The organism is Paenibacillus sp. MMS18-CY102 (genome assembly GCF_009789195.1).
In the GTDB taxonomy this organism is placed as follows: Bacteria; Bacillota; Bacilli; order Paenibacillales; family Paenibacillaceae; genus Paenibacillus_T.
On the sequence record NZ_WSTC01000035.1, the window covers coordinates 37,252 to 62,138 of the forward strand.

Consider the following 24,887-nt stretch of genomic DNA (forward strand, 5'->3'; position numbering starts at 1 on the left):
AGCCGTTATTGTGCCAACAACTTTTCAAGTTCGGCATTCCAATTCGTCCAACCATATTTAGCGCCGCCAAGCGCTTGCGGGTTCGAGATGCCGGTTTGCTCGAGATGAAGGTTCACCTTGCCGTCCCCTAAATCCTGAATTGTCCAAGTAACCGTATGCGTCTCTCCACTTGACCACGTATAAGACAATCGGCTTGGTTCTTCTACCAGAAGCACTTCCCCGTCAATAATGCCATTCCAATATTCAGTCGGTTGCGTGCGGAATTGAAACCGGTGGCCTACGATAGGCTGAAAATCATTTTCCATCGTCCATTTCGCGAGCTTAGTGGAATCGGTTATTGCAGACCATAGCTTCTCGACCGTCGTCTTATATTCAAAATCCAAAGATAATGTCAAACTCACAGTTCATCCTCCTCGAATAGTTGATTCAATCGCATCATATTGGTTCGCCAAAATTTACTATAAAAGCTGACCCAATCTTGTATTTCTTGAAGTGGAGCGGCATTGAGCCTAAACAGGGTCTCTCTTCCGGCCTTCCGGTCAACTACCAATCCAGCCTCTTTGAGAATGCCCAAATGTTTGGATACAGCTGTACGGCCCATTTGAAACTGTGCCGTTAACTCATGCAGCGGTACCTCGCTGGCTTCCGACAACAAGCTGATCAATCGTCTTCTAGTTGGATCTGCAATCGCGTCAAATACATCCCGCAACTGATTGTTCTCGCTCACAACACCCTCTCCTAAGTATCCATCGGATCACATAAAGGACACCATTTGGTGACTATTTAATAATATGACACCTTTTGGGGTCGTGTCAACTTCGATTTTAAAGCTGGCCCAAAAGTCACTTCGCAATGACTTTCAGGCCAGCCCATCGGCATGCCTAGCTGTTAACCCCCGCATCCCATGCTTGTTTAAATGCTTGGATCGTAGGATAGCGTAGTTCGCGATCCCTGCTTACTGCTCGTAAAGCTACTTCATAGAGTGAACGGTTCCCTTCCCATTGAGAGAACGAATGGTCCATTTCACCGCCTAGCAGCCCAAATGCGATAGCGCCCATCGTGAAAACATTCGTTCTTGCATCAAGCGGCGCTCCTAAAGTAAACTCCTCCGGAGATTTCGACCGCGTTGCTCCCCAGAAGCCTTCCCCCATGTCGTTAACAGATGGCGCTGGCCTATAAAAGTCGATGTCGCAAATTTTCATTTCGTCCATTGAAAAATCATAGAGCAAGCTGCCGTCATAGAAATCGACCGCTACATACCCGCTTGCCTCCACATATTCATGGAATTCATAGATCGTGTTCAGCGACTGAAGCCGTTTCGCAATGGGTAACTGTTTAAACTTGTAGAAAGGTGAATCCGGATGTGTATGTTTGGCTATTCCTGCAAACAACCAATGAGAGTGTAGGCACTCGCCTGGAAACCATTCGAATATGGCGGCATAGCCATTGCCTGTTTCGTAATGATCCAATAGCTTGATTAGATTAGCGTTTTCTAAGATTGTGTATAACGGCATTGCAGCCCGTAATCTGTTTATTGCATCTATCGGATTACCTGAAAATGACATTGGCCTGCAGCCCGCATATTTTACAAAAATCTTCGTGCCATTGTTCTCGATTCCGAAGCTGATGTTGCCAGAATCCTGTTGGCCAAACGCACAGAAAACAGTGCCCAGCGATTGAAGCCACGTGAAGTCATGCGGTTGTTGCAGCTCAAATGAAACCTTGTCCATCGTATACGTTACCGGTTGTTGGTTCATCATACCGTCCCCTCGAATTTGGGGATTCACGCTGTTTATAGGGCTATTAGTTAGACGTAATCCCCATATTTTTATTTGCCCTACTATCGGTAAAATGCCTTGTCATAAGACATCACTCCTTCCAAGTTATCAACCATAATTATCCGCAAAACTTGTCTGTTGACAACTGTTTTCTTAACTACATTTGTTGCACTCGCTCTCATTCGCCATATTTTCCTCTAGCCTGCCTTCTTCAACAATGTAGCACTTCCCAGCATATCCTTCCGCCGGAACGCGCCAAGCATAAGCCCGATCACTGCCAGCTCCACGATCGTCCCACTCGCCCAATTCATAATCGGCATTTGCATGCCGCCAAGGATCGGCAACATCCCAATACTCATAAGCAAACACCAGACATATTGGATAGCGAATACGGAGGATAAGCCAAGGACGAGCCCCCTTGCATATCCCTCCTGTATCTGCAAACCCATCTTCACAATTCGAAGCAGAAACAGCAATGCAAGTACGGCGACCAAAAGGCCGAAAACCCAGCCTAGGCTGTATATGAGGTAGGAGTATGTCATTTCACTTGCTATGCCGGGCAATCGCCGGGTTGCAATGCCGAAGCCTTGCCCCCACATGCCAGCGTCATGAATCGCCTCAATTGACCGGATCATATAGTATGAGTTCTCTGAGGACCGGTGGAAGAAGCCCGAAAATCGTTCCCACGCGAACTGCATATTCAGACTATACAATGCCTGGATAGCCAGAAATGCACCGATGACACTGCTTCCGGCGACAATGATCTTCCACTTCCCTTTCATTATGAGCAGTACCGAGACACTGATAAGATAAATGAGCAAGTACCCTATAGCTGGCGCCGCAATGAAAAAACAAGTAGGCACAAGCAGATAGATGGCTACATTTTTACTAAACCGAATGAGCCGTTCGAGTTCATTCCCTGAACCAGATCCGCTCGCCGCTTCTTTATGCAGCATCCCTGCAACAGCTATGATAAGGACGTAAGGTGCAATTGCGCATACATTAAACATGAATGCACCAACTGCGATATATTGTTTAGCACCATTAATCTCGACGCCAACACCTTGCTTGTGCGCAATAGCCATTATCAACAAGGCGCTTACATATAACAAACTAGATAAATGCAGCCACCTGCGGTAATCAATAAAGTACAACACACCCATGACAAAGAGACCCGAGACAACGAAGAACAGTTTACGTTCGACCCATACCCCTCCATCCAACGCACTATACATTGAAAACATCGTAACTACGCCAACAATCAACATCCCGATGAGAAGTGAAATGACGCTCCATTCCACCTTTGGCTTATGTGCGGCATTCAGCTGTTTGCTTACTACGTCAGGATCGCCCATCTGTGTAACAGCCGCTTCAATCGCCTCCGCCTCTGCCATCCCTTCTTCTAACTTCACACTATATAGCTCTTCCAGATGATGCAGCATCTCCGTTCGAATATCCGCATGAACGGCTTTCGCTCTAACCTGTGCACAAACGCGGTCTAGAAATCGCTGAACAAGTGGATGTTTCTTGATATTCTGGTTCATATGTTGCCCTCCCCAACGATCCGTGAAACCGTGGTGCTGAATAGCGACCATTCCCGTTGCTTCTCGCTCAGCGTTCTGCGGCCCTCATCCGTAATCTTGTAATACTTCCGCTTGCGTCCGCCTTCCTCATCCCAATAAGAAGCGACAAGGCGTTCCACTTCAAGCGTATGAAGAATGGGATATAGCGTCCCTTCTTTGAACGTGAACAATCCTTCAGATTTCTGCTCGATCAGCTTTGTCATTTCATAGCCGTACAGATCTTTGCTATCCAGAAGCTTTAAAATCAAGATGACGGTGCTGCCCTTCATAAGCTCTTTGTTAATCTTCATGCTCGTCCACCTCCTATAGTTTATCGATGTATCGGATATCTAGGTGTTAGTATACATTTTTATCCACCATTATGCAACGGGAACCAATAGTGACGAGATATAGCGCCTTAACCGCTCATATTAAAAAAATGTGCTGCACGTGCAGCACATTTTCCGGTCGCTCAGCACACCGAGGCGCGCTTAAGGCAAAACAATATTATTTTGGGGCCGTAATCGGAATAGGGACGGTTTTGCCATAGGTTTTAATATAATGAAATCCACTTAGCAGCAGCCGTTCCGGTCGCTCTAACGTGTTAAACGAATACGTCTGCTCCCATAGGATGTTGCCGTTATGCAGATCCCATTGCCGCTCCGGAGAAATGGATGACACCGGCACTTCGGTCTCCCCCGTTTGAACGGCTAAATCGTCCGTTTCGACGAACGTAAATTGTTTTCTAGCGATAACGATATCATAGCCTGTATCGGTTTTCGTGACGGAACGAATCCATAGTTTCTCATCGCCAATTGTGATGGATTTATCGGATGGCGCCGCTAGCGAAATCGGTTGATCTACTTTCTGATATCCATTGAAATCTTCAAGAACAAGCTCTACGGACGTAATCTTGTCTGTTGGAAGCACATCAAATTCAAGTTCAAATCCCGGGAAACCGCCTTCTTCCGTAGGATTCGCTCCAAGCATTAACCATGGCTTCATTCTGGTTCCATTCACATAAAGCGCTGTATTGCCTGGAAATCTTGGAACAACTTTTTCATTCAGTTCATAATGCCCCTTTACGATCGTAGAAGTCGGCGAAGCCGTAATGCTATCATAGACGACTGCCCCTTCATCAACGGCAACAGACGCTTCAATGTCTGCTTTAAACAAACTGTTCATTGCTTTGTTCGCATCAAACTTGAAAGTGACCGGATAGTATGCATTTTCCTTATTCCCTATCCACTCACCGAATGTTACCGTTAATGTTCTGGAGAATGGGCTAACCGCATCAAATTTCGCTACGCCCTCGTAATGGGACTTGCCGTTACTATAGTTGCCACTTCCTCCTCTTGCGTTTGAATGCGTTAAGAAACCTTGCAGTTTGTGTGCGAAAAATCGATTTGAACCCTTCTCATCAACTAGCGATCCATTAGGCCGATCAATCGAGTAGTACAAAGTTAATGCATTATCGTCGGCAATTACGCCGTTAATGGCAATGACAGTGCCATCATCGAACGTTTTGCTTTTGTTAACGGCTTGTCCATAGCCGTGCTGGGCCACTTCCGCAAATTTCAAGGAATCCAGCTCCATTTGACTTAATAACTTGCCTCCGTAATAAGCAAAAGCTGGGAATTGGTATGTTCCGACAATTAGAAGGAAAGCTGCAGCTAATGATACGACCCATGCCACCGCTTTATTCGTTTTTCGTTTCTTAGAGGGAACCTGCGCAAGTGCATGCCGAAGCCTTCCCTCAAGTGCTGACGGAGCCCGAACGATTTTCAAAGCCTCATTGTGCTCCTGTAATCTGTCCTCGATCGTTTTCATCACGATCACCTCCAATTATAGATCTCAGTTTTTGAATGCTTTTCGAGATTCTCGATTTGATCGTGCCAATCGGTGTCCCCGTCATGTCAGCAATCGTCTGGTAAGGCAGATCATGTACGTATCGAAGCTCGATCGCTTCCCGCTGCCGTTCATTCAAATGGGTGAGCAGCACCTGCATATCATATTCAGATTCTGAATTACGAAATGGATTTTCGTCCGATAATGCAGCAAGTGATGGCTCTTGCTCGTCCCCCACTGGAAGAAACCGTTCTTTTTTGCGGAGAAGCGTTTTGCAACGATTGACCAAAATGGTTTTGCTCCAGCTATAGAAAGATTCTCCCTTTTGCAATTGGTCCAGTTTCTCATAAAGCGTAACAATCATGTCTTCCATGGCATCCATTGCGTCATGCTCATTTTTCATATAGCTATAGGCAAGGCGATAATACGCGTCCTGTTGGCTAATGATTAGTTGTACTAAAGCTTCCTTGTCGCCTCTTTGGGCTTGTTTAACCAGGCGGCTTACATTCATGTTCTCACCTCTTTCCTATATAAGAGACCATAGAGGTTGTGAAAGTTCATTTCTTAAATAAAAAAATTAAACTTTTTTTGTGCAGCTTTCAGCATAGTTGGACAAGAGCTTTGATTGCAATATATAAATATGGATATGAACGGACATTGAAGCCGAGCTTTGTCCACAAAAAAACAAGCTAGCACAGGAATCATTCCTGCACCAGCTTGTTTATCATGAACGTTACATATCGGATTAAATTAAGTTGCCGGAATAGGCTCTTCCCAACGTGTCATGCCTGCGAGCTCTGGGTGATTATCCGGACAGGATTCCGTAGGCAGCTTCGTTTTCTTGGAAAGCACGCAGCCGCATTTGCCGCAAATGCTTTCTGCGGTATCGGATGAGGCCGAAGCCGTAGCGGACAACGCTCGGTATACCAGTTTATCCGGTTTATTTTGAATATGCGGACATGCTTGGCAAGCGCTCATCCGTTTATGGTACACCTCATCCTCCACCGTGGCAAACCCTGCTCTCGCCCAATTCCACAGCGCTTTGCCTGCTTTCTTCACTAATTCCGCATTGGAATGTGTGGCTGATGGCACAGCAGCTAAACCGCTATCCGCAGTTGCTTCCGATGCACCGGAATTAGACCGCTCTAATGTTTCCGTGCTTTCAGCGATTTCGACCTTAGGCGGATTGTTTAGCAAATAGTTTAGAAACATCTCTGACCTACGGGCCGACAATAAATTATGCGCGTAACTAGCATCATGAACAGCCGCAAGAAGAACCTCTTCCGAAACCGGGCCGTTCAAACCCAGGATGATGCCAAATTGCCCGCACTGCTCTTCTATTGTCCCCGTGAATGCTCCCATCTCTTGGGCGGCTGATTTCATAGCTATTCTCCTCTGTTCTTAAGATTGTGTCTTTTTTAGCCTAACGTCACTTCAGCCGAAGAAGCTTTCGGGTCCAAGGTCGAGCCGATATCTGAAGTCAGTGCTCTGGAGACCGAAACAGTATATGCTACACCGCGCTTCAGCGAAACTTTCAACAATGCCGAAGACTTATTGCTGCCTGGCGTTACATCTGTAATGGCCGCGCTTGGCTCAAACGAGAAATCATCCTCATCTGCAACACTCAGTGCTTTCACAGGTGAGTTGAATTGCAATTCAACGGTTGAGCTCGCGTGCAACAATGCATAGCGCACCTCTTCGGTGAACAACGTTTTGTTCTCCTCTGCTAAATCCGCGAACAAGAACGACAAGTCCGAAGTAACCGCGAAGTCCGCCGCGATCAAACCTGTTGCATCGACGATCTTGTTGTCCTGCAGCAGCTTGAACGCTGCCGCCGCAATGTCTGCCGTTATATCCGCCGTCACGAGCGAAACTGCACTAATCGTCGGTCCTGTTACCTTCGCCCCAGTCACCTTCAATCCATTCGCTTCCGGGCCGCCAATGCCGTTCGGCGGGAAGTTCATGCCATTCCCTGCTTCCACTGCATCCATACGGGTTCCCGTAGTTGGCTGATACGGATCGGTTTCAAACGCATCATGCAACGAAACATTAATGTTGTTAAAGATCACGAGCTGAATTTGGTGCAATGCGCTCGTCATTAATGGTGCATAGAGCGTGCCGAAGAACATATTTTGCAAAATAACTGGCGTATAGTAGTCGCTCATGCCGACCGTCGTGAAGCCATCCTCGTTAATCGGTGCACTCTTCTGAAGACGGCTAACCATATTGGCGAGGATGAACGCCATGCCTTCCATGCCGAGCCCTTTAATGCGCGTTAAGCCGCCCGATACGACGACATACTGTTTGCCAAACTGGGTGAAGGCATAAGCGTTTGGCTCCAGGCGTCCGATGTCATGATAGAACGTAATGTCCGGGTAGAAGCCTTGGAACAGGTTCACCAAATATTTCACCATCGCATTGCCGATGCTTACTTCGGTGAAGCCCCATTTGTCCGCTTTATCGTTCACATCAATCGCTTGCATCGGGCTGAGGAAGGAAGCCGCGTTATCTGGCACGAAAGCGACATTCGAACCGTGCACATAAAATTTGCTTACTTGTGTAGCCGCTTCAGGTGTAGCCGCAACCGATGCCGTGTCCAACGCGCCAACAGTTGGAGCGCTAAATGACATATAATTGCCGGCAACTAAGTGCGTATGGGTTTCTTCATATTCTTTTGTGCCAATTTTCGGAAGGTCCGAAACATCCTCTAACAAGCCGCTATTTAGAAGCTCATGCTGATGGATTTGCAAATTGAAATCGCCCGAAACTAATCCTTCCGACAACAGCAAGTGGCCATCCAACGAACCGTTGAAGGAAATATCGGTAGCGATATGATGCACGCCGCCCGTGTATTCGCCAACGCTGATTTCATTTATTTCCACTTCCGTGCTGTTATAGGAAACTAACAAATCTTTGCCTGGCACCAGGCGGTCAGCACGCTTGAGCTTGCCATTAGGCATCAGGAACAGGTGATCCGGCGTGACGACGATGCTGCCATGATTGCCGAACCGAATGTAGATCATTGCAGGCTGATGGCTTTGCGGACCAGTGCCGTTACTGAAGTTCAGCCTTGCTTTCTTCCACTCTAGCTGAAGCCCTTGCGCGCCCTGCTGCAAGCTTGCCGTGATGACTTTATCGCCAACATTAAACTTCTCGATCGCACGGTGGCCATCCGGCGTACCGATTTGCGTTCCATGGGCAAAGCACGAGCAGCAGCAGTAACAAGTTACTACATTCCAAGTATCTCCCAAGCTCATACAGCCTCTATTGCCTAGCGTCGCGTTGCTCATATCAGAAGGATTGCTAGTGTTAAAGCACACCTGCGCCGCAAACGGGTACAGGTAATCATGCGGGGAACAGCCCGGCACAGGGTTCCCGTTAATATCGGTACATTGGCATAAGCGGTGTGCTTGCGGCGAGAAATTGACGTTATCTTGGCAATGCTGGCCTGGGCACACTAAGTAGAATGGTTTTCCGAACTGAAAGTTATTGTTGTTAATATCTTGCGGATTTACAGTAGACCAGTTAACATCGGTTAAATTTTGCGCCGCGCCTAAGTTAAGTTTAAGGGAATCTAAACAATCCATTATTCATTACCTCTTTTCGATTAGTTGGTTGTGGCCTTCTTCGCGAATACATTTGATTGATACGTAATGATGACGGTCAGCCCCGCTAGCACATCTGAATTCAAAGCGCCGTTCAATAGAAGCGATTCCGGTACATTCGCTAAAGTAAATTGCAAAGTGGCGTTGAAACCAGTTCCTGTAATATTGCTTAAATCGCAAGTTCCTGCATTATTGGCCACATGAATCGGAGCCACCGGATTATCTCCAAGCTTCAAGCTCAAGAACGGCGTGCTCGTATCCTTATCGGAAACTGTCGCCGAATTGGACGTTTGGACCAGTACCGTGGCGGACAACAAGCTGACATCGGATAAATGTGCCAAAATCGTGCGGTCTGTTACTGGGAAGCTGATTTGCTGAATCCCCTGGGCTGTCGGCGGACTGAACAACGCAAACCAATTGCTCGGGAATGCTTGCTTCAAGTCCATAATTTTGGCTGGGGTATACGGATATGGCGCGCTGTCAGCATGCAGCAATTGCTTCACGTTATTCGCGAAATCATTTCCCCCGTCCTTGGCTGTGTACTGAATCTTGACGATAATGTCCGAGATATTGGCAAAATCAAAACGATTCGTTTCTGGCGGCAAGTTTAACGTCCACGAAGATACGGCGCCTGTTCCCTCGAAAGGCAAATATCGGTCATCCTTAAAGTCTAGTACGAACAACCCAGAGTCGTTCATTCCTCGCGTGACAGCGACCTGCTGCGCCACATGGTTCTGCCTCAGCACATCAGGCCCTGGCGCTTGGCCAGACGGGTTCAACAAGTAGCTAACGCCCGAAGTATCACTGGATGAGACGACAACCGAATTTCGGTTTTGGACCAGCGTTGCATTAATGTTCTGATAAGGCCCGACTACAGCTGGTATGGATATCGAGATAGATTTGATTTTACGGCAATAATGGCCAGGGAAGTCGAAATCGAACAGCTTCTCATTGAATTCAAAATCAAGCTTGCCTTGCGCCCCAGTACCGCCCTGCATTCCCCCTTTAAATGCGATAAATTTAACCGGGTCCAGATGGAGCAAGGATACGGTTTTCTCCAGTTCTAAATCTCTTGTGTTGTTGAACAGGTACGTTTTCTCCATCTGGTTCAAAGCCAGCAATAAGCCTTCTCCAGCAAGCAGCCCTCGATGGAGATTATCCCAGTAATCGAATTGCAAGAATTGATCCTGCCGCTCCAGCTCATATTGATAAGCCGCTTGCGCTGCCATCGCCATGTCCACTGCGAGTTGGTAGCATTGGAAATAAGCCGTTGAAAGCCGGCTAACCATCCATTGGTACAGCTCTTGGCCCGTAAATTTGCTGCGCAGGAATTGGTCCATCTCCTCTTGCTGCTTCATCGATTGCTGATGGATATCAAGCTCCCTTTGGAGCATGGAAGCACGAACATTTGTACCGGATATTTGCAAATCCAACTGCTTGGTTTCAGAGGCGGCCACATCCCGCTGCAGTCCCCATTCCTCACGGCGCCGTACATACTGCGCGCCCGTGCTAATCAAGCCCGCCGCTTTATCCAAAACATTCGCTACTCCATCTGCCATAGCAGCACCAGCATTAATCGCATCGCCGAATTGCATCCCGCCATCTGCTAATCCGAATATATTCGGAGCGAGATAGCCCGCGATCGACAGCCCGTGAATCGCGATTGATCCCGTCTGAACGTCCGCTGACACCGTTCGTAAAGCGATATCTGTAATTTCCAAGCCGTTAATGTTTTCGTCAAATAATGTGCTGTAATGGTCATGCCGGAACGAAGCATTATTCCTGCTTTCCGTAAGCGATGCAAGCGAATTTGCCATTTCTTCCAATTGCTGCTCTTTAATCATCGTTGTGAGATTAAGAATATTTTTTTCATGCGTGCTTTGGAGCAGCGACATGCCTTCCGCATCGTTACGTTCAAGCGCGGCTAACAAACTGCTCCCAAACTGGCTTAACGTGCCCGCTAATGATTTGGCTTTCTCCAGCATGAACGTAAATCGATAAGGAACGCTTTGATTGGCCTGTGTCAGCGCAGCAAGCGGATTCACGCCAGCACTAACCATGCGAACCAATTGATCCGGATCAATCGGCGGTTCGAATAACGCTAGCGTTTGCGGATTGCCTTGCATGTTGAGGCAATGCCTAATTTTGAATAGGCGATCCTCTACCCGGTCCCAATACGCGATAAATTTCTCATTCTCTGGTACACAGAAGTAGGTATCCAGCACATTAAACGGCGCGTAAGCCATCAATGCTTCGTTGCCAGGCGCCTCTTGCTCCAGTGCAATCAGGAACTGCGGAATATCGCCTTTGAATTGCGCAAGAAGGTTTGCGAACGTTTTAGGCGCTGGCTCTGGCATTTTCCCAAGATTTTCTGGTCTTGGCCCCAGTAGGTCATAAGCGTACACATACATCATCGTTGCAGTAACAATCGCTTCCCAGGTGTACTGCGCAAAGTACGAATCGCCCCATTGCAGCAAATTATCGATATAAGACATGACGACCGCTTTCTCATATGCGCCAATCCGAAGGCCGGCAATCGCGTCTGGATCGAACGGATCCATATTGTAAGCGGCAATTTCTTGTGGATTCGCCAATTGGTCCTTCAACGATTCCAGCGTATGGTTGCGGAACGGATTAAACTGCCAGAAGCGGGCTTCTTGCCTGCCCAGTTGGTCGTTTAACAGCCGATTGCGAACCGAATCAATTTGCTTGTCGTCCAGAAAAGCGAAGTATTGGCTTATCGGCATCGATGCCGAGAAATCTGCGCTTACTGTGCCTTTATCTGTAATGATCTTTTGATCGGACAATATTTTGTAAATCCGCTGTGAGCTAGTAAGCCCGATCGTCGAAGTTTGGAAATCTCCAGCGCTGATCTGGAAAGGCTGCAAGGTTGGATTAAAGATGTATTGATACCACTTCTCCGCATCTTGATAGCTTTGGTTCGTCTTCAGCAACTCTGCAATCAAGAACGGAGCATGGAAGAACAGTTCCCAATAATACGTTTTATACGCTCCCCAAAAATCAACCTGCGCTCCGTCCGACGCATCTGGTGCGATCACATAATTGCTATCGAACTGGAACCGTTTGAACAACAACTCCGCTTCAATTGGAATCTGCTGCGACTCCAAGCTAAGCAGTGCATCAACGCCGCCAGTAAATAGCGTAGTGCTAAGCCTGTGTACTGCAGCCGTCGTCAAGCGGTAAGCAGAGAACCGGTATTTCATGCTTCCAATGCCATCCTTGTTTCGATCCAAGAAGCCTACTGATACTGGGAACGGCCATTGGTATAGCGTATCCATGACATGCCTAACCTTCAGGTCCTCGTTCGGTTGGCCGTCCAATAACCCACTGACATACTCGTTCAATTCATAGAAATCAATATCCGCTAGAAGCCTGCCATTAGGATCCAGATAGCCCGACTTCATGCACTGCTGATAAATTAATCGGGAACCAGAAGGCTGGATATCAATCGGCACGGGCGCCAAGAAGGAATCCTCTGTGAACATCGGGCTGTTCATTAACACGTTAACGACCGATGAAGTGTTCAATACAAGCTGCGGCTGCAAATATTCCGTCAAACTCTGGGCATCCGAATAGTTTTTGAGGACCCCATCTTGATCCAAATATCCTCCCTTGACGAGATAATCATAGATCGCCTTTGAACCGTTACCATCGATATTCGTTCGAGTTGAAACAAACGATGCGGGCGTAAAAATCGTATCCGGGTTCAAAAGCGCCTCGCTTATCGTAGGCACATCATCTTGTGCCTGCGCATCCGTATCCATAAACAGGAACGCTTCTTTGTCCCCTTTGAACAAGAACGAAGCCGGATGGTTTTTGACGGTATGCACTTCGTATTCGTTGCCCCGCATATTGCCGGACAAATACACGGTTCCGATCGCCTGGCTAATCTGCTGAACCACATACGTAGTTTTCGTTGGTATGTTGGTTTGCCCCGCAAGATAGCCGGCGATGTCTTTACCAAGCTGCTCATAGTTAAAGGAACCTAGCGCCAATCCCCTGTCATTGAAATATTTGGATTGGACCAAACCGTTCCATACCGCCGTTGACTGCGTCGCGTCAATGCCCAGTGCCGTTGAGACAAACGAAGTGGCGCCGAGGCGTGCAGCAACTGCGACAGGCGACGGTACCCGAATGGCGTTAGCTGCATAGTTATCGTAAACAATTTGAGCGGTATCGATCAGATTCAGCCTGCCGGAGCTGCGGTCAATCTCAGGACGGAAATACGTCTCGCTAATCAATGCTTCCTTGGCCGCGATGATGTACTCATCTGGATTAACAATGAAGCCGGGCTGCAGGTCATTGTTGATAACAATCGGGTCAAATACAGGCAGGAAGCCGGTGTGCCCGACATCTTTGGCTATAACAAATTGATGCGCTACTTCATACAACCGATCCTCGAATTGCTGCAACGCATCCGTCTGGGCAACTGGAGCAGCCGGCATAGTGATCATTGCCAATCCGCCGATGTCGATCATAGGTCCGAAGAACAGCACCAGCTTCTCGAATTGGTTAGCTCCTACATTTGGGGTTAAGTAGTTGTTTTTTTCGATTTTGAGCGGATACACCTTGTTCCACCATAGCTGGGAAGGATCAAATTGCGCGGCGTTAAATAACGTTTTGATCCCGTCCTGTGTAATGAATGTGCTGTTATCCGCAAAGATGACCTTATCTTCCACTAACGTTTGTGGAGGGACCCAGTTGCCGCTGAAATTGTTAAACGTATAACGAATCGTCGCTTTCACTGATTTCTGTTGCGCCGAGCCCGAACCGCCGTTATCTTTTACCGCTTTCTGCTCCACCCAGAACAAGAACAACCGGTTGAATACATAAACAGGCGACACCGTGTCCGAGTTAATCGTCACCTTAATTTCATTCCATTCGGACCATACATTGCCTTCATCACGCGTCAAGTAGTAGTACTTATAGGGTTGCGTTTCGGTTCTGGCAAAGAGATATGTCACTTCCGCGTTGTTATGCGTCGGGTCCGTGACATGCGTATGGTACGTATCGACCACCTTCAGCTTGGCTAGCTCCGCAAAACGGTCTAAATATTTGCGATACGCAGCTTCCACCGTATCCTTCGTAATATCGCCTTGCTTCAACGTGTTTTGGAACTCCGTGAAGAGCGCTGTTTTATTTTGCCGATAGGACGGGTCAATGTAATTCTCAGGATATAAAAACACTTGGCGATTCGCTTCCCAGATTCGGTAGTTAATCATCCAGCTCCACCATACCGTAGGGATGCCAAAATCGATGACGCCCGGCTCTAGCCGTTCCCTGCTTCTAAGAAGGTATAACTGAATGGCATTCAGCGCCTCTTTAATATAAGAGATCGTTGCGCATCCGCTCATTTCTACGTCGATGAGCAGGTATTCATATAAATTGCGGCTGTTCTTAATCCATCCCAAATCTTCCTTCTTGGACAACGCATTCTGCGCAGTAGAGATTAAGGCCGTCCGTTGTTTCTCCTGTACAGCGCCATTCACTTGAAGGTACAGGGCATCCCATTCATTTCCACCCAAGCGTGCCTTTAACGCCATTAACAGATTGTCAGCCGCTGTTACGTAATCCGCCCAATGCGCTGCTGCTCCCTGGCCGGCAACTTTGCTTACGTTCATTAGCAGGCTAAAGCTTGCGCCAGTGGCGCTCATAATAGCCATCACCTTCAACAGCAAATACAGCCGTTCGATTCGCGATAATTGCGGGAACGCCGTAAACAGGGACAGAATCTCGGTATCAGCAAGCCCGGTTAACTCGGTTATAGCTGTAGCAGCGTCATAGTCCGCGGCAGCAGCCATGTACTGGGCAATGGCTCCGCTGACATCATTGAAGGTTATTTTTAGATCCTGATACGCGTACAAGTCTAGTACATTAGCGGCTGACAGCTTCGTCGCATCTGCAATGCCAAAAGCAGTGAGGCTGCTCTTGATGGCCGCCAAGTCTTCGCTGGATAATGAAAGCTTGCGCGTAATCACCAGCCACTGCGACAGCTGCTTCATTCTGGCTTCTGCCGTTGATTGGCGTGTTGAGTCAGTGAATACAGCGGCCATGTCGGTATAATTGAACAACTCGAGGAGTCCCGTTACTTGAACCGGTTGAACATGGAAAAACGCTGCGATTTCTCCGATTAGTTTAGATTCTTGTGCTTGCAACAAAGCGGCAGCATCTTGTTCCGATGACGTGCTTGTTATGAGCTGCGGGAGGTTGTTCAGCCAACCGCCCAAATCCGCAGGCCGATAGAGCGGATCAACAAATTCGGAAACGTTGCCTCTTGCCGCGTAATCTAATTCATACACATTTAGCCTCGAGCGCTTTAGCCGATCTGCTTTTTGCTTGATCAGTGCCCAATCATCCATTTTAGGAACCGCGGCCAATTGCTGAAACAACGTAAGCAATAAGACAAGCTGCGCCGTAGGCAGTCCCAGCATTTTCCCGAACAATGAATAACGATAAAGCACCGATAGGTTTCCTACCGTTAACGGAATTTTCGCTTGTTTCCCGAACAACGCTGTGGCAAGCAGGTTCAGGTCGCCCTGGCTCAGCTTCAGCCCTGCGGCAATGCGGGAAGTTAGCTTCATATTGTCCCCATCTGCTGCACCCACCGTCCAATTCAGATAATTGTCGGTAAACATCGGATTTAACGAATAGCTGCTCTTCCCATCGTCTGCAGGATGATAAGGGACAGCCCCTGGACCGTTAAAGAGCAGGTCAAACGGCGTATTCGAGGTTTCGGAATCTCCTTGTCCGTACGTCTTTATATCGAAGATCAATGCCCCAGCTTGCACAATTGATAGGTTCCATTGCTCTGTTGCCGTTTTCAGCTTGGCTAGGCCTGCAAGCGCTGCGGCGTCTAGCTTCGGCGTTACTGATTTTACGCATTTCAGCGCCCAATCCAAATCCGTATAGCTCCAGCCCAGCTTATTGCTCAGCCTCAGGAATCGGTGAATCCGGTCCAAGGCATCGTCAGTTAAGTTAGCGATCTTCAGGGCTGTGCCATCGTAGTTAACTTGCAGCGGCTGTGCAAGCCCGTTGTTGATGAAGAACGATTTGGTTAGCCCGGCTTGGATTTCTGCCGGAGAGAGGTCTTGATTGAACAGCGACTGCAATTGCACCAACGTTAATCCCGTTTGTTGGCAAAATGTATCGACATCCGACAGTGTTTTCAAATCCGTTACGCCGTAGAATGCTTGCAACTGTGTTTCATCCGTAGTGGAGGTAGATAGCAGCAAGTATTCTTCCTGCGATAGCCCTAGCGTTTCGGCTGTTACGCTTGCAGTTGGTGAACCGAGCGCTCCATACAGGTCCTGAAGCTTTACATTCATGCGGTTTAGATAGATTCGCATCTGTTCAAGCGGATATTGGAATGGCAAGTTAAACGGGTAAACCTGAGCCGCCAATGCCTGATAGAGATCCCCTTGTATGTTTAATGCCGAACGGACTGTCTCCTCCAGCCTCTCGTTCACGATCTGTAAGTAAGGCATGGTCGTATTCGTATTCTCACAAGTAAGTTCGATATTGGCCAAATCCGGACGCCGTGTGGCCAGGGCCATATTGGCTGGGATGCTCGCTTGATTCGGCACGGTAATATATTGGTTCACAATGCGCATCAGATCGACTAAATACGCAGCCGGACCGAAGATCGATTTACATTCATCACACTCACAATAGTTCAGCGTACCGAATATATCCTGATAGTTAGGCAGTGCTTCATAATGCTGGACGATGGACTCCGATACGGGATTGGCAGCATATGCTCTCGTATGGGGCGCTGATAGCTGGGAGACGGACGCCCATTGATGCATTGTCTGCGCTTCAATATGTTTGGCCTGCGCGTGAATGGCTGCTGCTTGTTCGTCCCCTTTATCCCCCAACAGCGGACTATAGGTGGTTACAAAATGATCCTGATTCAGCGCTGCGATTTGCAGCGCTGAGTGGATCGGCGCAACCCCCTCTTCGCTTCCGCCATTGCTATTGCTGCTGCCTGTCATCAGTACGCTGGCAACCCGCGGATCATTCGTGACCCGTAGCAGCCTTTGATAACCGCTAAGCAGGGCTAACGCCTCCGAATGTTGGCCACTCGCGCCATTTAGCGCTTCCACAGAAGCCGAGTCCGAGAACTTAAAATTGTTTACGTCAAAATTCGGGTTATTGGCATAAAATTGCGCCAAACTTGGATGCGAATCACTCAAATAGGATTGAATATCCATGAACGTTATGGTCCTCCTTATTCCCCGAATCGATTAATAGCCGAAATGGCTTTTCAATTTTTGGGTTGCTTCCGTCTTTTTCTGCTTCTGGAGAACATCTGCCCGTAAAATATTCGCTTTGAATTTTGTTGCGTACACTTGATTGCCATGCATGTCATCGATTTGATAGAAAAACTCATCTGCAATATGGGTCATTGTGCCATCAGGCTTTAACCGGACGCTAGCTCCCGCTTTCACTAGCACCTTCTCGCCTGTGGAACTGACGAAATCTTTCACCGCAAGCTCTATGCCGAGCTGGACAAGGTTAGAGCCTTGGCTTCCCGCTACCAGATTGTCTGGTGATTCCGCACCGCCAAGGCAGTGTGCAACAAGGTGGCACCAGGCCTCGCCCAAACCGCCAATGATCGAATCATCCCTGCTGGAATACAGGCTTGCAGGCAAGTTGTTCGTACTGTGGAATGCGCTCGCTTTCCCCATTGTGTCATTCGTCGAGTCACGCCCATCAACGTTAAGGCTGGATGGAGAAACAACTTGCTGCTTCTCGATGTAGTCATGCTTGCCGGCAAAAAAGAGCGCTCCACCCTGCACGCCGGTTGGGCTCGATACCGTCTTCGGCAATGCTCTGCCTGTGCTAGGCGGCACGTCGAATTGATCCAGTTCCATCTGCGCTTTATCCGCTTCTTTATGGAGCGTCTTGCGGATATGGATCTGCCGGTCCTTCGTTACCCGAAGCTTCCGTCCCCTCAATTGGACAATCGTATCAGCTTTGGTCTTGGAATCGCCAGATGTAAACTTCGAAAGCTCATCTTTCCGCTTCTGGGCTTTCAACTTGGCGGCGAGCTTCTTCTGCGCGTATCCCTTCGTCGCCTTCTTATTTTTCTTCTGCATACCATTGGGGTCCACGAAACGAATCGGGTTTCCGCTGACAAATGCGTACATGTTCAAACCATCAGCCGTACCGGCCGGGTCGGCGTTGATCCAACGTCCGAGCCAAGGCGGGTAATATCGCGCCCCGTAGTAATACATGCCCGTACAATCATCCCGCTCTTTGCCGCAATAACGGTATTCCTTCAGTTGCACCTCCCGCTGGTCTGCTCCCGTAATATAGGACGTCCCGCCGTAAGGAAGGTATTCTTCGTAGCTGATCAGGCTTGCGCCTTCATCCACCTCCATCGTGGATGAGCCAAGCAAATCGCTTAACTGATAACGATGCTGACGCTTGCCAATCGTATCAGTTTCGCGTCCCGCGTCGTCTTTGGCCCAAATGTTCGTGATCGCCGCAGCACGTTCGTCTTCCATGACCTTGTAGGTATGCCGTACCAAAATCACCGTCCGCACGTTATTCTGAACGCGCGATATCCGCTTGATTTCCAATCGGCCGACATATATTTTTTCTTGGATTTCAGTTAGCCCGTCGCTAATCTTGCGCTCTAGCACTTTGCGTACCCTTTGCCCGTGGCTGTCATAAACGAAATAAGAACGGTCCGGCTGATCGCCTTCCCTCTCCACAATCGTTGCGTTCGCCAGATTGTTGCGGTAATTCCATTGCAATGAGCTTAAGTTTTCCAGCGCCAAAAGGTTGCCGTTATTATCGTATTGCAGTTGTACCGGGACGCCTGTCTGGTTGCCTCCGGCCAATTCCTTCAACCGATTGGAGCCATCACATACCGCAAGCGTACGTGTCCAGCTCGCTGAGGCTGCTGCATGGCGAGTTTGGATTTTATTTCCCGCTTCATCGTACTGGTACGTCTCCGTATACTTTTCAAGCTTATCTGCGTCATTCAGGTGTGGCGGATTCTTAGCTAGCCATTGGCTTTGCTTAAAGCCCGTAACATGCGTATCAGGCAAAATCCCCGGATGCTGCCTGCCTGTAGCCTGTATTAACCGATAGAGGGCATCATAAGTGTAGTCGCTTAATGGCTCCACAACTTGCTGATTCGAGAACACGGTTTGGAAACTGAAGTCCCGCGACCTCGTTATATTGCCGACAGGGTCCATCGTATACGACAGTTTCTGCAAAATCGTATCCCTTGCAATACCTTTCGAATCAGTGGCTGTTCGGGACGTTACGATTCCCAGCAGCCTCTGGGTTGTTTCTTCATAGGTGAACGCTGTCGTTGTTCCGTTGCCTCGTGTAATGAACGTATGCTGGCCGTTAGCGTCATACTGGATGTCCTGAATATAGGGCACATTCGATTGCTCAGGATAATCAACCGAAACGCTCTGCAAATGGCCGGTTAAGTTGTAAGAGGTCCGATATACCGTCCCATCCGCAGAGGTTTCGGCATTCAGCCTTCCCATGCCATCGTAGGCATAAGAAGTGATGAACGTTTCGCTGTTTAATGCAGGGTGGCTGCCATCGCCCCAATTCGGCTCTGCCGTGTAATCCGCAAGCAGCGATTGTTTCGTTGCTAATATTTGGCCCTGCAGGCCGTATGCTTGATTAGTTGTCACGCCGGCTTGATCGTACAAGGCGTAAAGCTTCCCGAGCAGATTGCGGTCTTGGGCATCAGCTACGCTAAGGCCGGCATTATCGCCATAAACATACTTTTCGACGGTCTGGCCCAATTGAAGATCGGAAGCATGATCCTTCCCATCCACGCTAATTTGTAATGGGCGTTGCAGACCATCGTACAGGTTGGCTGTATGAAAGCCCCTGCTATCCCACGTGTGCGCTGGCCCATCGAACATATTGTCTATCCCGAGCCGCAGCCCGGCATCCCTGCTATCTGTGCGCAATAATCGATTCTGCATATCGTACGTAAACTGCACATCTTTGACCATGTTGCCTTGCGAAGTGCTGGCATAATAATTTCGTGCATTCATCTCATATCGGACGTTGCCCTTGCTGTCATACCCTGTATATTCAGGCAAGCAGCTCTGCCTTAACAGGACCAGAATCCCATCTGCGAGCGGCTGAAAATTGGCGCCAACCGTAAGCTGAAAGCCCGGAGCATACGGCCGGAACCTCAGCGATGGCCGGCCACATCCCGTATCGGCATCCGTAATGTCGATATACCCCTGTTGTACGAGCTCATTCCATACATCCGATGCCGTTACTGCACTGTCTTTTACCAAATCAGTGAATAGGCCACTTGAAGTTTCGCCCAAGTTATTGTTCAATTGCAGAAAGACACGCCCTAGATGATCTTTAAGCTGAATGGCCGGCGTATCTCGAAATTGGTAAGCCTTCTGCAGCCCATCCTTCTCATCGATCTGGACAGGGCTTGGATCATTCGGGTAATCCCGCATAAACTGCTGATAGTAGACGGAATCCGCGATCGTATCGTTCGAATCGTAATGGGCTTCCTCCCAAGGCGTGAATAAGGTTTTCGTATAAAAGCCTTTAGGTGAATCCACCCGATAGATCCGGGACAGCGGGTCGTAATGCGTTATCGTTGGCGGAGGCAATAAACCAGACGCCTTATCCTGCTCCTCATAGGCCGGAACGGTTGAATAATAAGGCGAATACTGCTCCACTGGCCTTCCTTTATGGTCGTAGGAGGTTCTTCCTGAAACAAGCCAGCGTACATCAACCGTTACCGTCAACGGATTGCTGGCAGCAGCGTCCATGGCCGGAACGCCCGAACTGTCCATTGCGAATGCGTCGCCGCCATCCGCCCTTTTCTTCGTTTCAATAACCCGGCCAAGCCCGTCCATATAACTCACATTGACTAAAATCCGAGTTGCCGCATTACCAGCTGATTGCTCCGAAACACTCGTCTCCCGGTAAAGCTCAACCGTTCGGCTCGGGCCCCGTCCCAGCGTCCAAGCGAATACATCGTAATACGTGAATGAAGTTGCCTGTTGAAGATAACGTTCCGGGCGAGCCAGCACATCCTCAAATGTTCCATCTAAGATTGGCACATATTCAGTGAGATCACCGTCCCCTGTCCGCTGCCCCTGAAGTGTTCCGAATAAAGAAGAAGCGATCACCATGCCTAAAGGATCGTAGCGAACTTGGCCAGTATTGCCGTTAATATCCGTCATGCATCCCGGCTTGATTACGCTGTAATCCAGGGTGATGGACATCGAAGTGGAAACATTTTCGCTCACAAACTGGATTGTATTGATCGGAACTAAGCAATACGGATCGTAGCTAAACTGTGTCCTGTGAAACAGATTCGCATTGCCGGAAAGCATCGTATTTTCTAACTTCCAAGGCAGATAGAACCGGCCATCCGATGCTAATGCGTAATGCTGTACTAGACCTTGATTCCACCAGTAACCGTCATGCAAAACATAGCCGCAATCGTCATTCATCATTTGATCGGTCAACCGTGAATCATAGATCGCGCTAATTTGCTCTGGTGTTGTGACGGCATGCTCACTATGATGATGAAGCGCAACGCCTGTCATTTGGCCTAACGGCATAGCATTAGATTGGGCTTCATCCCAATAATAATGCCGGTCCCAGGATAGCAATTCTGCTTGAACGACGCCATCTGTCAGTGGCGCTCCATAAGGAATCACCTGCTTTAACGCGCTTGCCGCCAGCGATTGCAAATCTATCAAATTGAAATAAAAGGAGTCCGGCAGCTTGATTTCGGACAAGGCATACGACTGGCTGTCGCATTCCATGCCAAGGATCCGAAACGGATCTGTCACGTTTATATAAGATTTTATTTGCAGCAACACTTGCAGCTGATGCTGTTCAGGCAATGTTAATTCCGCCGTTACGCGCCGTGGATAGTAAATCTGAATCTCCTTAGTCACGTGCCCATACGCATCTGTTTCCATAACGAAGCCATGTTGAATGCGCGGATCGATAGGATTTCGTTCATATTGATAGTCTATCGATTCCCTAGCATGGACGTATAACGCAGCATAGAGGGAATCTTCACGCGCTTGAATAAGCTTCACCGCATAATTCGTTTCGTGCACCGTATACGGATGTTCAGAGATCCCGCCCGGCTGGTCTAATCCATACACCTCTTCGCGCAAAGGAAGCCCTTTCAAGGCAACATAGCTTTGGCGAAGCGTTTCCCCATCCGCACTGAGCAGCGCTTCGTCCAGTTTGCTGTCCGGCATGCGATAAGCAAGTTTATCTTGGCTATAGTACTGTTCATGATAGTGCCGGGATACAGTGTCCGCATTAAGGGCAGAACCGGTATGGTACCATCTCTTCCAGTACACAGGCGCCGTCTCCGGCAATTCATGCCCAGCCACGCAACGCTCAGCATCCCATTGTTCTACGAATCCGAACCCTCTAAATTCCTTCTCCACCGGGTCGTAATATCCCTCATGGTACTTATAGCGGCTAACAATCTCGTTGCCTGAGCAAGCTTCTGTCACGCGAACCTGTTCCACTACATGCACTGGGAAAGGAAGTATCGTCTCCCACCGCTGACCTGCCTGTTTATCTTCCAGATAGAACTTTACCGAGCTTGCATATTGGATATCTGTAACAGCACCAACGCCGTTATTGGTTCGGGTCAGAAGATTCGGTTTCTGCCCCCCAGAGCAATCATAAAAGTAATGCTTCACTGCATCAGTGCTCATCTTCGTAAATAGCAAACTATCGCACCCATTGCCGAGAATATCAGCGAATTGAACACGATCCCCTTCTCCGAAAGGCTCCGGCAAAGAGATGGAAACCGGCTGGCTGAATGCATTCCCTCCTTGGTTAATATACAAGTCCACCCGATCCGGATAAATGTAGCCAATGTCTGTTAGGCCAGATCCATTCAAATCGCCTAACAGCAAACGGGAAGCATTGAAATTGTCGTCGAAATAAGGCGCCTGCTCCATGCAGATGGCGGATCCGAATTGCCCGTAGCCCAGATTCGGCCAGCATTGGATGCTGCCATTGCGAATCCGGACCCGGTGCGAAAGCCCGTCACCGACAAAATCCGCAAAAGCGACCACTTCACTCGCATCGTCTGTCGAGCTGAGCGGGAAGCTCGCAAGACCATTTTCAAGATATTGCGCACTAAGTGGATCCCCATATCCTTGCTCATAATTAGACGGATAGATTTTGATTTGGCGATCCTCGAAAATGACCAAATCCGGCACGCCGTCTCCTAGCATATCCGACATCTCTTTCGGAAACGGGCTTTGCAAATATTCAAGCGGGAAGCTCGCAAATGGCTGCAGTCCGCTCCAGGAACGCCCGTATTCCGTTTCATAGAAGCCCGCCCATTGTGAATCAGCAACGACCAAATCCATGACGCCATCGCCATCTAGGCTAGTTAGTGTGAATGTCCTGGCATCTGTTTCCGTATCGGTTAGCGGGAATGTTTCCGCCATTCGAGGGCCATGATACGTGCCGCCCCCTACCGGCTCCCAATAAGCAGCCGCATTGGAGCGGATTTGCAAAATGCCCGACAATCCTTCGCCATATAAATCAGTGAAAGTATAGGATGACCCATCCAGGTATCCGGGGATCGTAAACTCATTTTCCGTTTGTAGTAGACCGAACGCTTGCTGTGCTGGCTGAAAGGATTCGTATGTAAACGCCAAAGGTGGTGTGGATAGCGAGATGTAGCTTCCGTCATTTTGTCTCTGGCAACCGATCATTTCGACTGACGCTAGCTGGTTTAATTTTATTAGTGGATCGAATGAATAAGAGAATCGTGTCATACGGATGAGACAAGGCTCAGAGCCTAGCTCTGCAAACTGATGAAACATCAGAATTTGCTGGCAAAGCCGATGTGTACGTATTTCGAATCCGCTGCGATAAGTAGAGAAAGCATCAAGGCGTGCTGGCCAAGCAGCAGAAGGAATGTGCGGTTTACTCCCCGCCTTGTTTAATGAAACTAATGAAGTATCATATTCTCCATAATCTAGCACCAGTTGATAGGCGAACTGCTCAGCCTTGTTTGCATCAAAATAATTGCCGTAATCGATACGGTGCAAATAGATGGCTGCCGATGGCTGCCGATTTTGCTCGGACAGCACATTCGGAATATTGTCAGCGTTCTCAAGCTTATACGTATAGATTCGTTTATTGCCTTTAGCATCGACGTCTTGCTCCACATGCCATTGGAATACACGTGAAGAAAGGGAAGGATCCGCCACTCGAGCTGTCGCGTTCTTGCCATAGATCGAGCAGACGTTACTGCTAGATATGATTTTCCAATAAGAGGATTCGATCGTTTGCCACAATTCGATTTTCCCGAAGGGACCTTCCAAGCGATGCATATATTCCGTGACATTCCACTGTTGCCCCCCGTCCTGTTCGGTTCGGGTTATTGGCTTCCGATTGTCAGGATCAAGCTTCGGAATGATTTCTTCGCCGTCCAGCAAGTACCGGTCCGTATCGTCATAATGCGGAATGCCGCAATCCGTTCGTCGAACGATTGAAGAAGAGGATAACGAAAAGCCAAGCCCGAATATGCCGTTCCCGTTGCCCGAGCTGTATTGAAGCGCAAGCTTCGGCTCAAACTCGCGACAGGGAGAGCTATAGATGGGAATGCTCATATGCATGCTGCCCGTAAATAAATCCGGCTCGAACGTCTCGCCTATTCCTCTAACTGCCCCTCCCCCCTTCGGAAGAGAAAGCTCAGATATAGAAAATGGTTCAGTACGTTCTTGATTGTCATTCCATGACTTGCTTTGCATTAGTTCCCTCCCATGCCGTTCAAATAAATCAAAGCAATCGCTAACATTCCACCATTCGACAATATCCATTTTTTATCAAAGTTAATATAACAGAAAGGATATACAGTGTATAGGGCTTTTGCATGATATTGGCTAGATGCCGGAAATATGCTAACAAAGCATGTGATTCCAATAAAAACCAGCTAATGTTTGTCAAGCTTTGGGGTCTTGGTGTCAGGAAAAAATCTTGTTATAATTCTGTACATGCCAAATAACCTCCGTTGGCGCGGAGGGTGTTGGTTAAATATGGATTATGCGGCG

Annotated in this window: 11 protein-coding genes; all 11 read right to left on the bottom strand. The window is 48.5% G+C overall.

The annotated features are described in order from the left end of the window. Window positions 1–5: 5 nt before the first annotated feature. The 11 genes from GON22_RS21215 to GON22_RS21265 all read right to left on the bottom strand — a co-directional run bounded on the left by GON22_RS21215 (window position 6) and on the right by GON22_RS21265 (window position 24,587). Window positions 6–401 carry an SRPBCC domain-containing protein gene (locus tag GON22_RS21215; RefSeq protein WP_160398119.1) on the bottom strand — a complete coding sequence of 132 codons (396 nt, stop codon included), beginning with the start codon at window positions 399–401 and terminating at the stop codon, window positions 6–8. Continuing rightward, a complete protein-coding gene (locus GON22_RS21220) occupies window positions 398–727 on the bottom strand; it encodes a metalloregulator ArsR/SmtB family transcription factor (protein WP_160398120.1) in 330 nt (109 codons plus the stop codon). The genes GON22_RS21215 and GON22_RS21220 overlap by 4 nt, the downstream gene beginning before the upstream one ends. A gap of 154 nt (window positions 728–881) precedes the next feature. Beyond that, entirely contained in the window at window positions 882–1,757 is an 876-nt protein-coding gene (locus tag GON22_RS21225) for a serine/threonine protein kinase (RefSeq protein WP_160398121.1), read from the bottom strand. 218 nt (window positions 1,758–1,975) lie between these two features. Then, a complete protein-coding gene (locus GON22_RS21230; RefSeq protein WP_160398122.1) occupies window positions 1,976–3,322 on the bottom strand; it encodes an FtsW/RodA/SpoVE family cell cycle protein in 1,347 nt (448 codons plus the stop codon). Further along, on the bottom strand, window positions 3,319–3,651 hold the full coding sequence (locus tag GON22_RS21235) for a PadR family transcriptional regulator (RefSeq protein ID WP_160398123.1): 333 nt from the start codon (window positions 3,649–3,651) through the stop codon (window positions 3,319–3,321). Before GON22_RS21235 ends, GON22_RS21230 begins: the two co-directional genes overlap by 4 nt. Window positions 3,652–3,847: 196 nt before the next feature. Further along, window positions 3,848–5,170: a DUF4179 domain-containing protein gene (locus GON22_RS21240; RefSeq protein ID WP_160398124.1), complete on the bottom strand. Its 1,323-nt coding sequence runs from the start codon at window positions 5,168–5,170 to the stop codon at window positions 3,848–3,850. Beyond that, the gene (locus tag GON22_RS21245) at window positions 5,133–5,699 is read right to left on the bottom strand and encodes an RNA polymerase sigma factor (protein ID WP_160398125.1); all 567 of its coding nucleotides are present in this window, start codon (window positions 5,697–5,699) and stop codon (window positions 5,133–5,135) included. Before GON22_RS21245 ends, GON22_RS21240 begins: the two co-directional genes overlap by 38 nt. A gap of 239 nt (window positions 5,700–5,938) precedes the next feature. Next, window positions 5,939–6,571: a hypothetical protein gene (locus tag GON22_RS21250; RefSeq protein WP_160398126.1), complete on the bottom strand. Its 633-nt coding sequence runs from the start codon at window positions 6,569–6,571 to the stop codon at window positions 5,939–5,941. A 35-nt stretch (window positions 6,572–6,606) separates the two neighbouring features. After that, window positions 6,607–8,775 carry a Hint domain-containing protein gene (locus GON22_RS21255; protein WP_160398127.1) on the bottom strand — a complete coding sequence of 723 codons (2,169 nt, stop codon included), beginning with the start codon at window positions 8,773–8,775 and terminating at the stop codon, window positions 6,607–6,609. Between the two features lie 20 nt (window positions 8,776–8,795). Then, the gene (locus GON22_RS21260; protein ID WP_160398128.1) at window positions 8,796–17,024 is read right to left on the bottom strand and encodes a neuraminidase-like domain-containing protein; all 8,229 of its coding nucleotides are present in this window, start codon (window positions 17,022–17,024) and stop codon (window positions 8,796–8,798) included. Window positions 17,025–17,057: 33 nt separating this feature from the next. Next, window positions 17,058–24,587, bottom strand: coding sequence for a SpvB/TcaC N-terminal domain-containing protein (locus tag GON22_RS21265; RefSeq protein WP_160398129.1), 7,530 nt, complete (start codon window positions 24,585–24,587; stop codon window positions 17,058–17,060). Window positions 24,588–24,887 lie beyond the last annotated feature (300 nt).

What these genes read in the sequence shown, in the direction of transcription:
- GON22_RS21265 (WP_160398129.1), bottom strand. Translation starts at nt 24,587, where the DNA reads ATGCAAAGCAAGTCATGGAATGACAATCAAGAACGTACTGAACCATTT.
- GON22_RS21255 (WP_160398127.1), bottom strand. Translation starts at nt 8,775, where the DNA reads ATGGATTGTTTAGATTCCCTTAAACTTAACTTAGGCGCGGCGCAAAAT.
- GON22_RS21250 (WP_160398126.1), bottom strand. Translation starts at nt 6,571, where the DNA reads ATGAAATCAGCCGCCCAAGAGATGGGAGCATTCACGGGGACAATAGAA.
- GON22_RS21240 (WP_160398124.1), bottom strand. Translation starts at nt 5,170, where the DNA reads ATGAAAACGATCGAGGACAGATTACAGGAGCACAATGAGGCTTTGAAA.
- GON22_RS21245 (WP_160398125.1), bottom strand. Translation starts at nt 5,699, where the DNA reads ATGAATGTAAGCCGCCTGGTTAAACAAGCCCAAAGAGGCGACAAGGAA.
- GON22_RS21235 (WP_160398123.1), bottom strand. Translation starts at nt 3,651, where the DNA reads ATGAAGATTAACAAAGAGCTTATGAAGGGCAGCACCGTCATCTTGATT.
- GON22_RS21230 (WP_160398122.1), bottom strand. Translation starts at nt 3,322, where the DNA reads ATGAACCAGAATATCAAGAAACATCCACTTGTTCAGCGATTTCTAGAC.
- GON22_RS21260 (WP_160398128.1), bottom strand. Translation starts at nt 17,024, where the DNA reads ATGGATATTCAATCCTATTTGAGTGATTCGCATCCAAGTTTGGCGCAA.
- GON22_RS21225 (WP_160398121.1), bottom strand. Translation starts at nt 1,757, where the DNA reads ATGAACCAACAACCGGTAACGTATACGATGGACAAGGTTTCATTTGAG.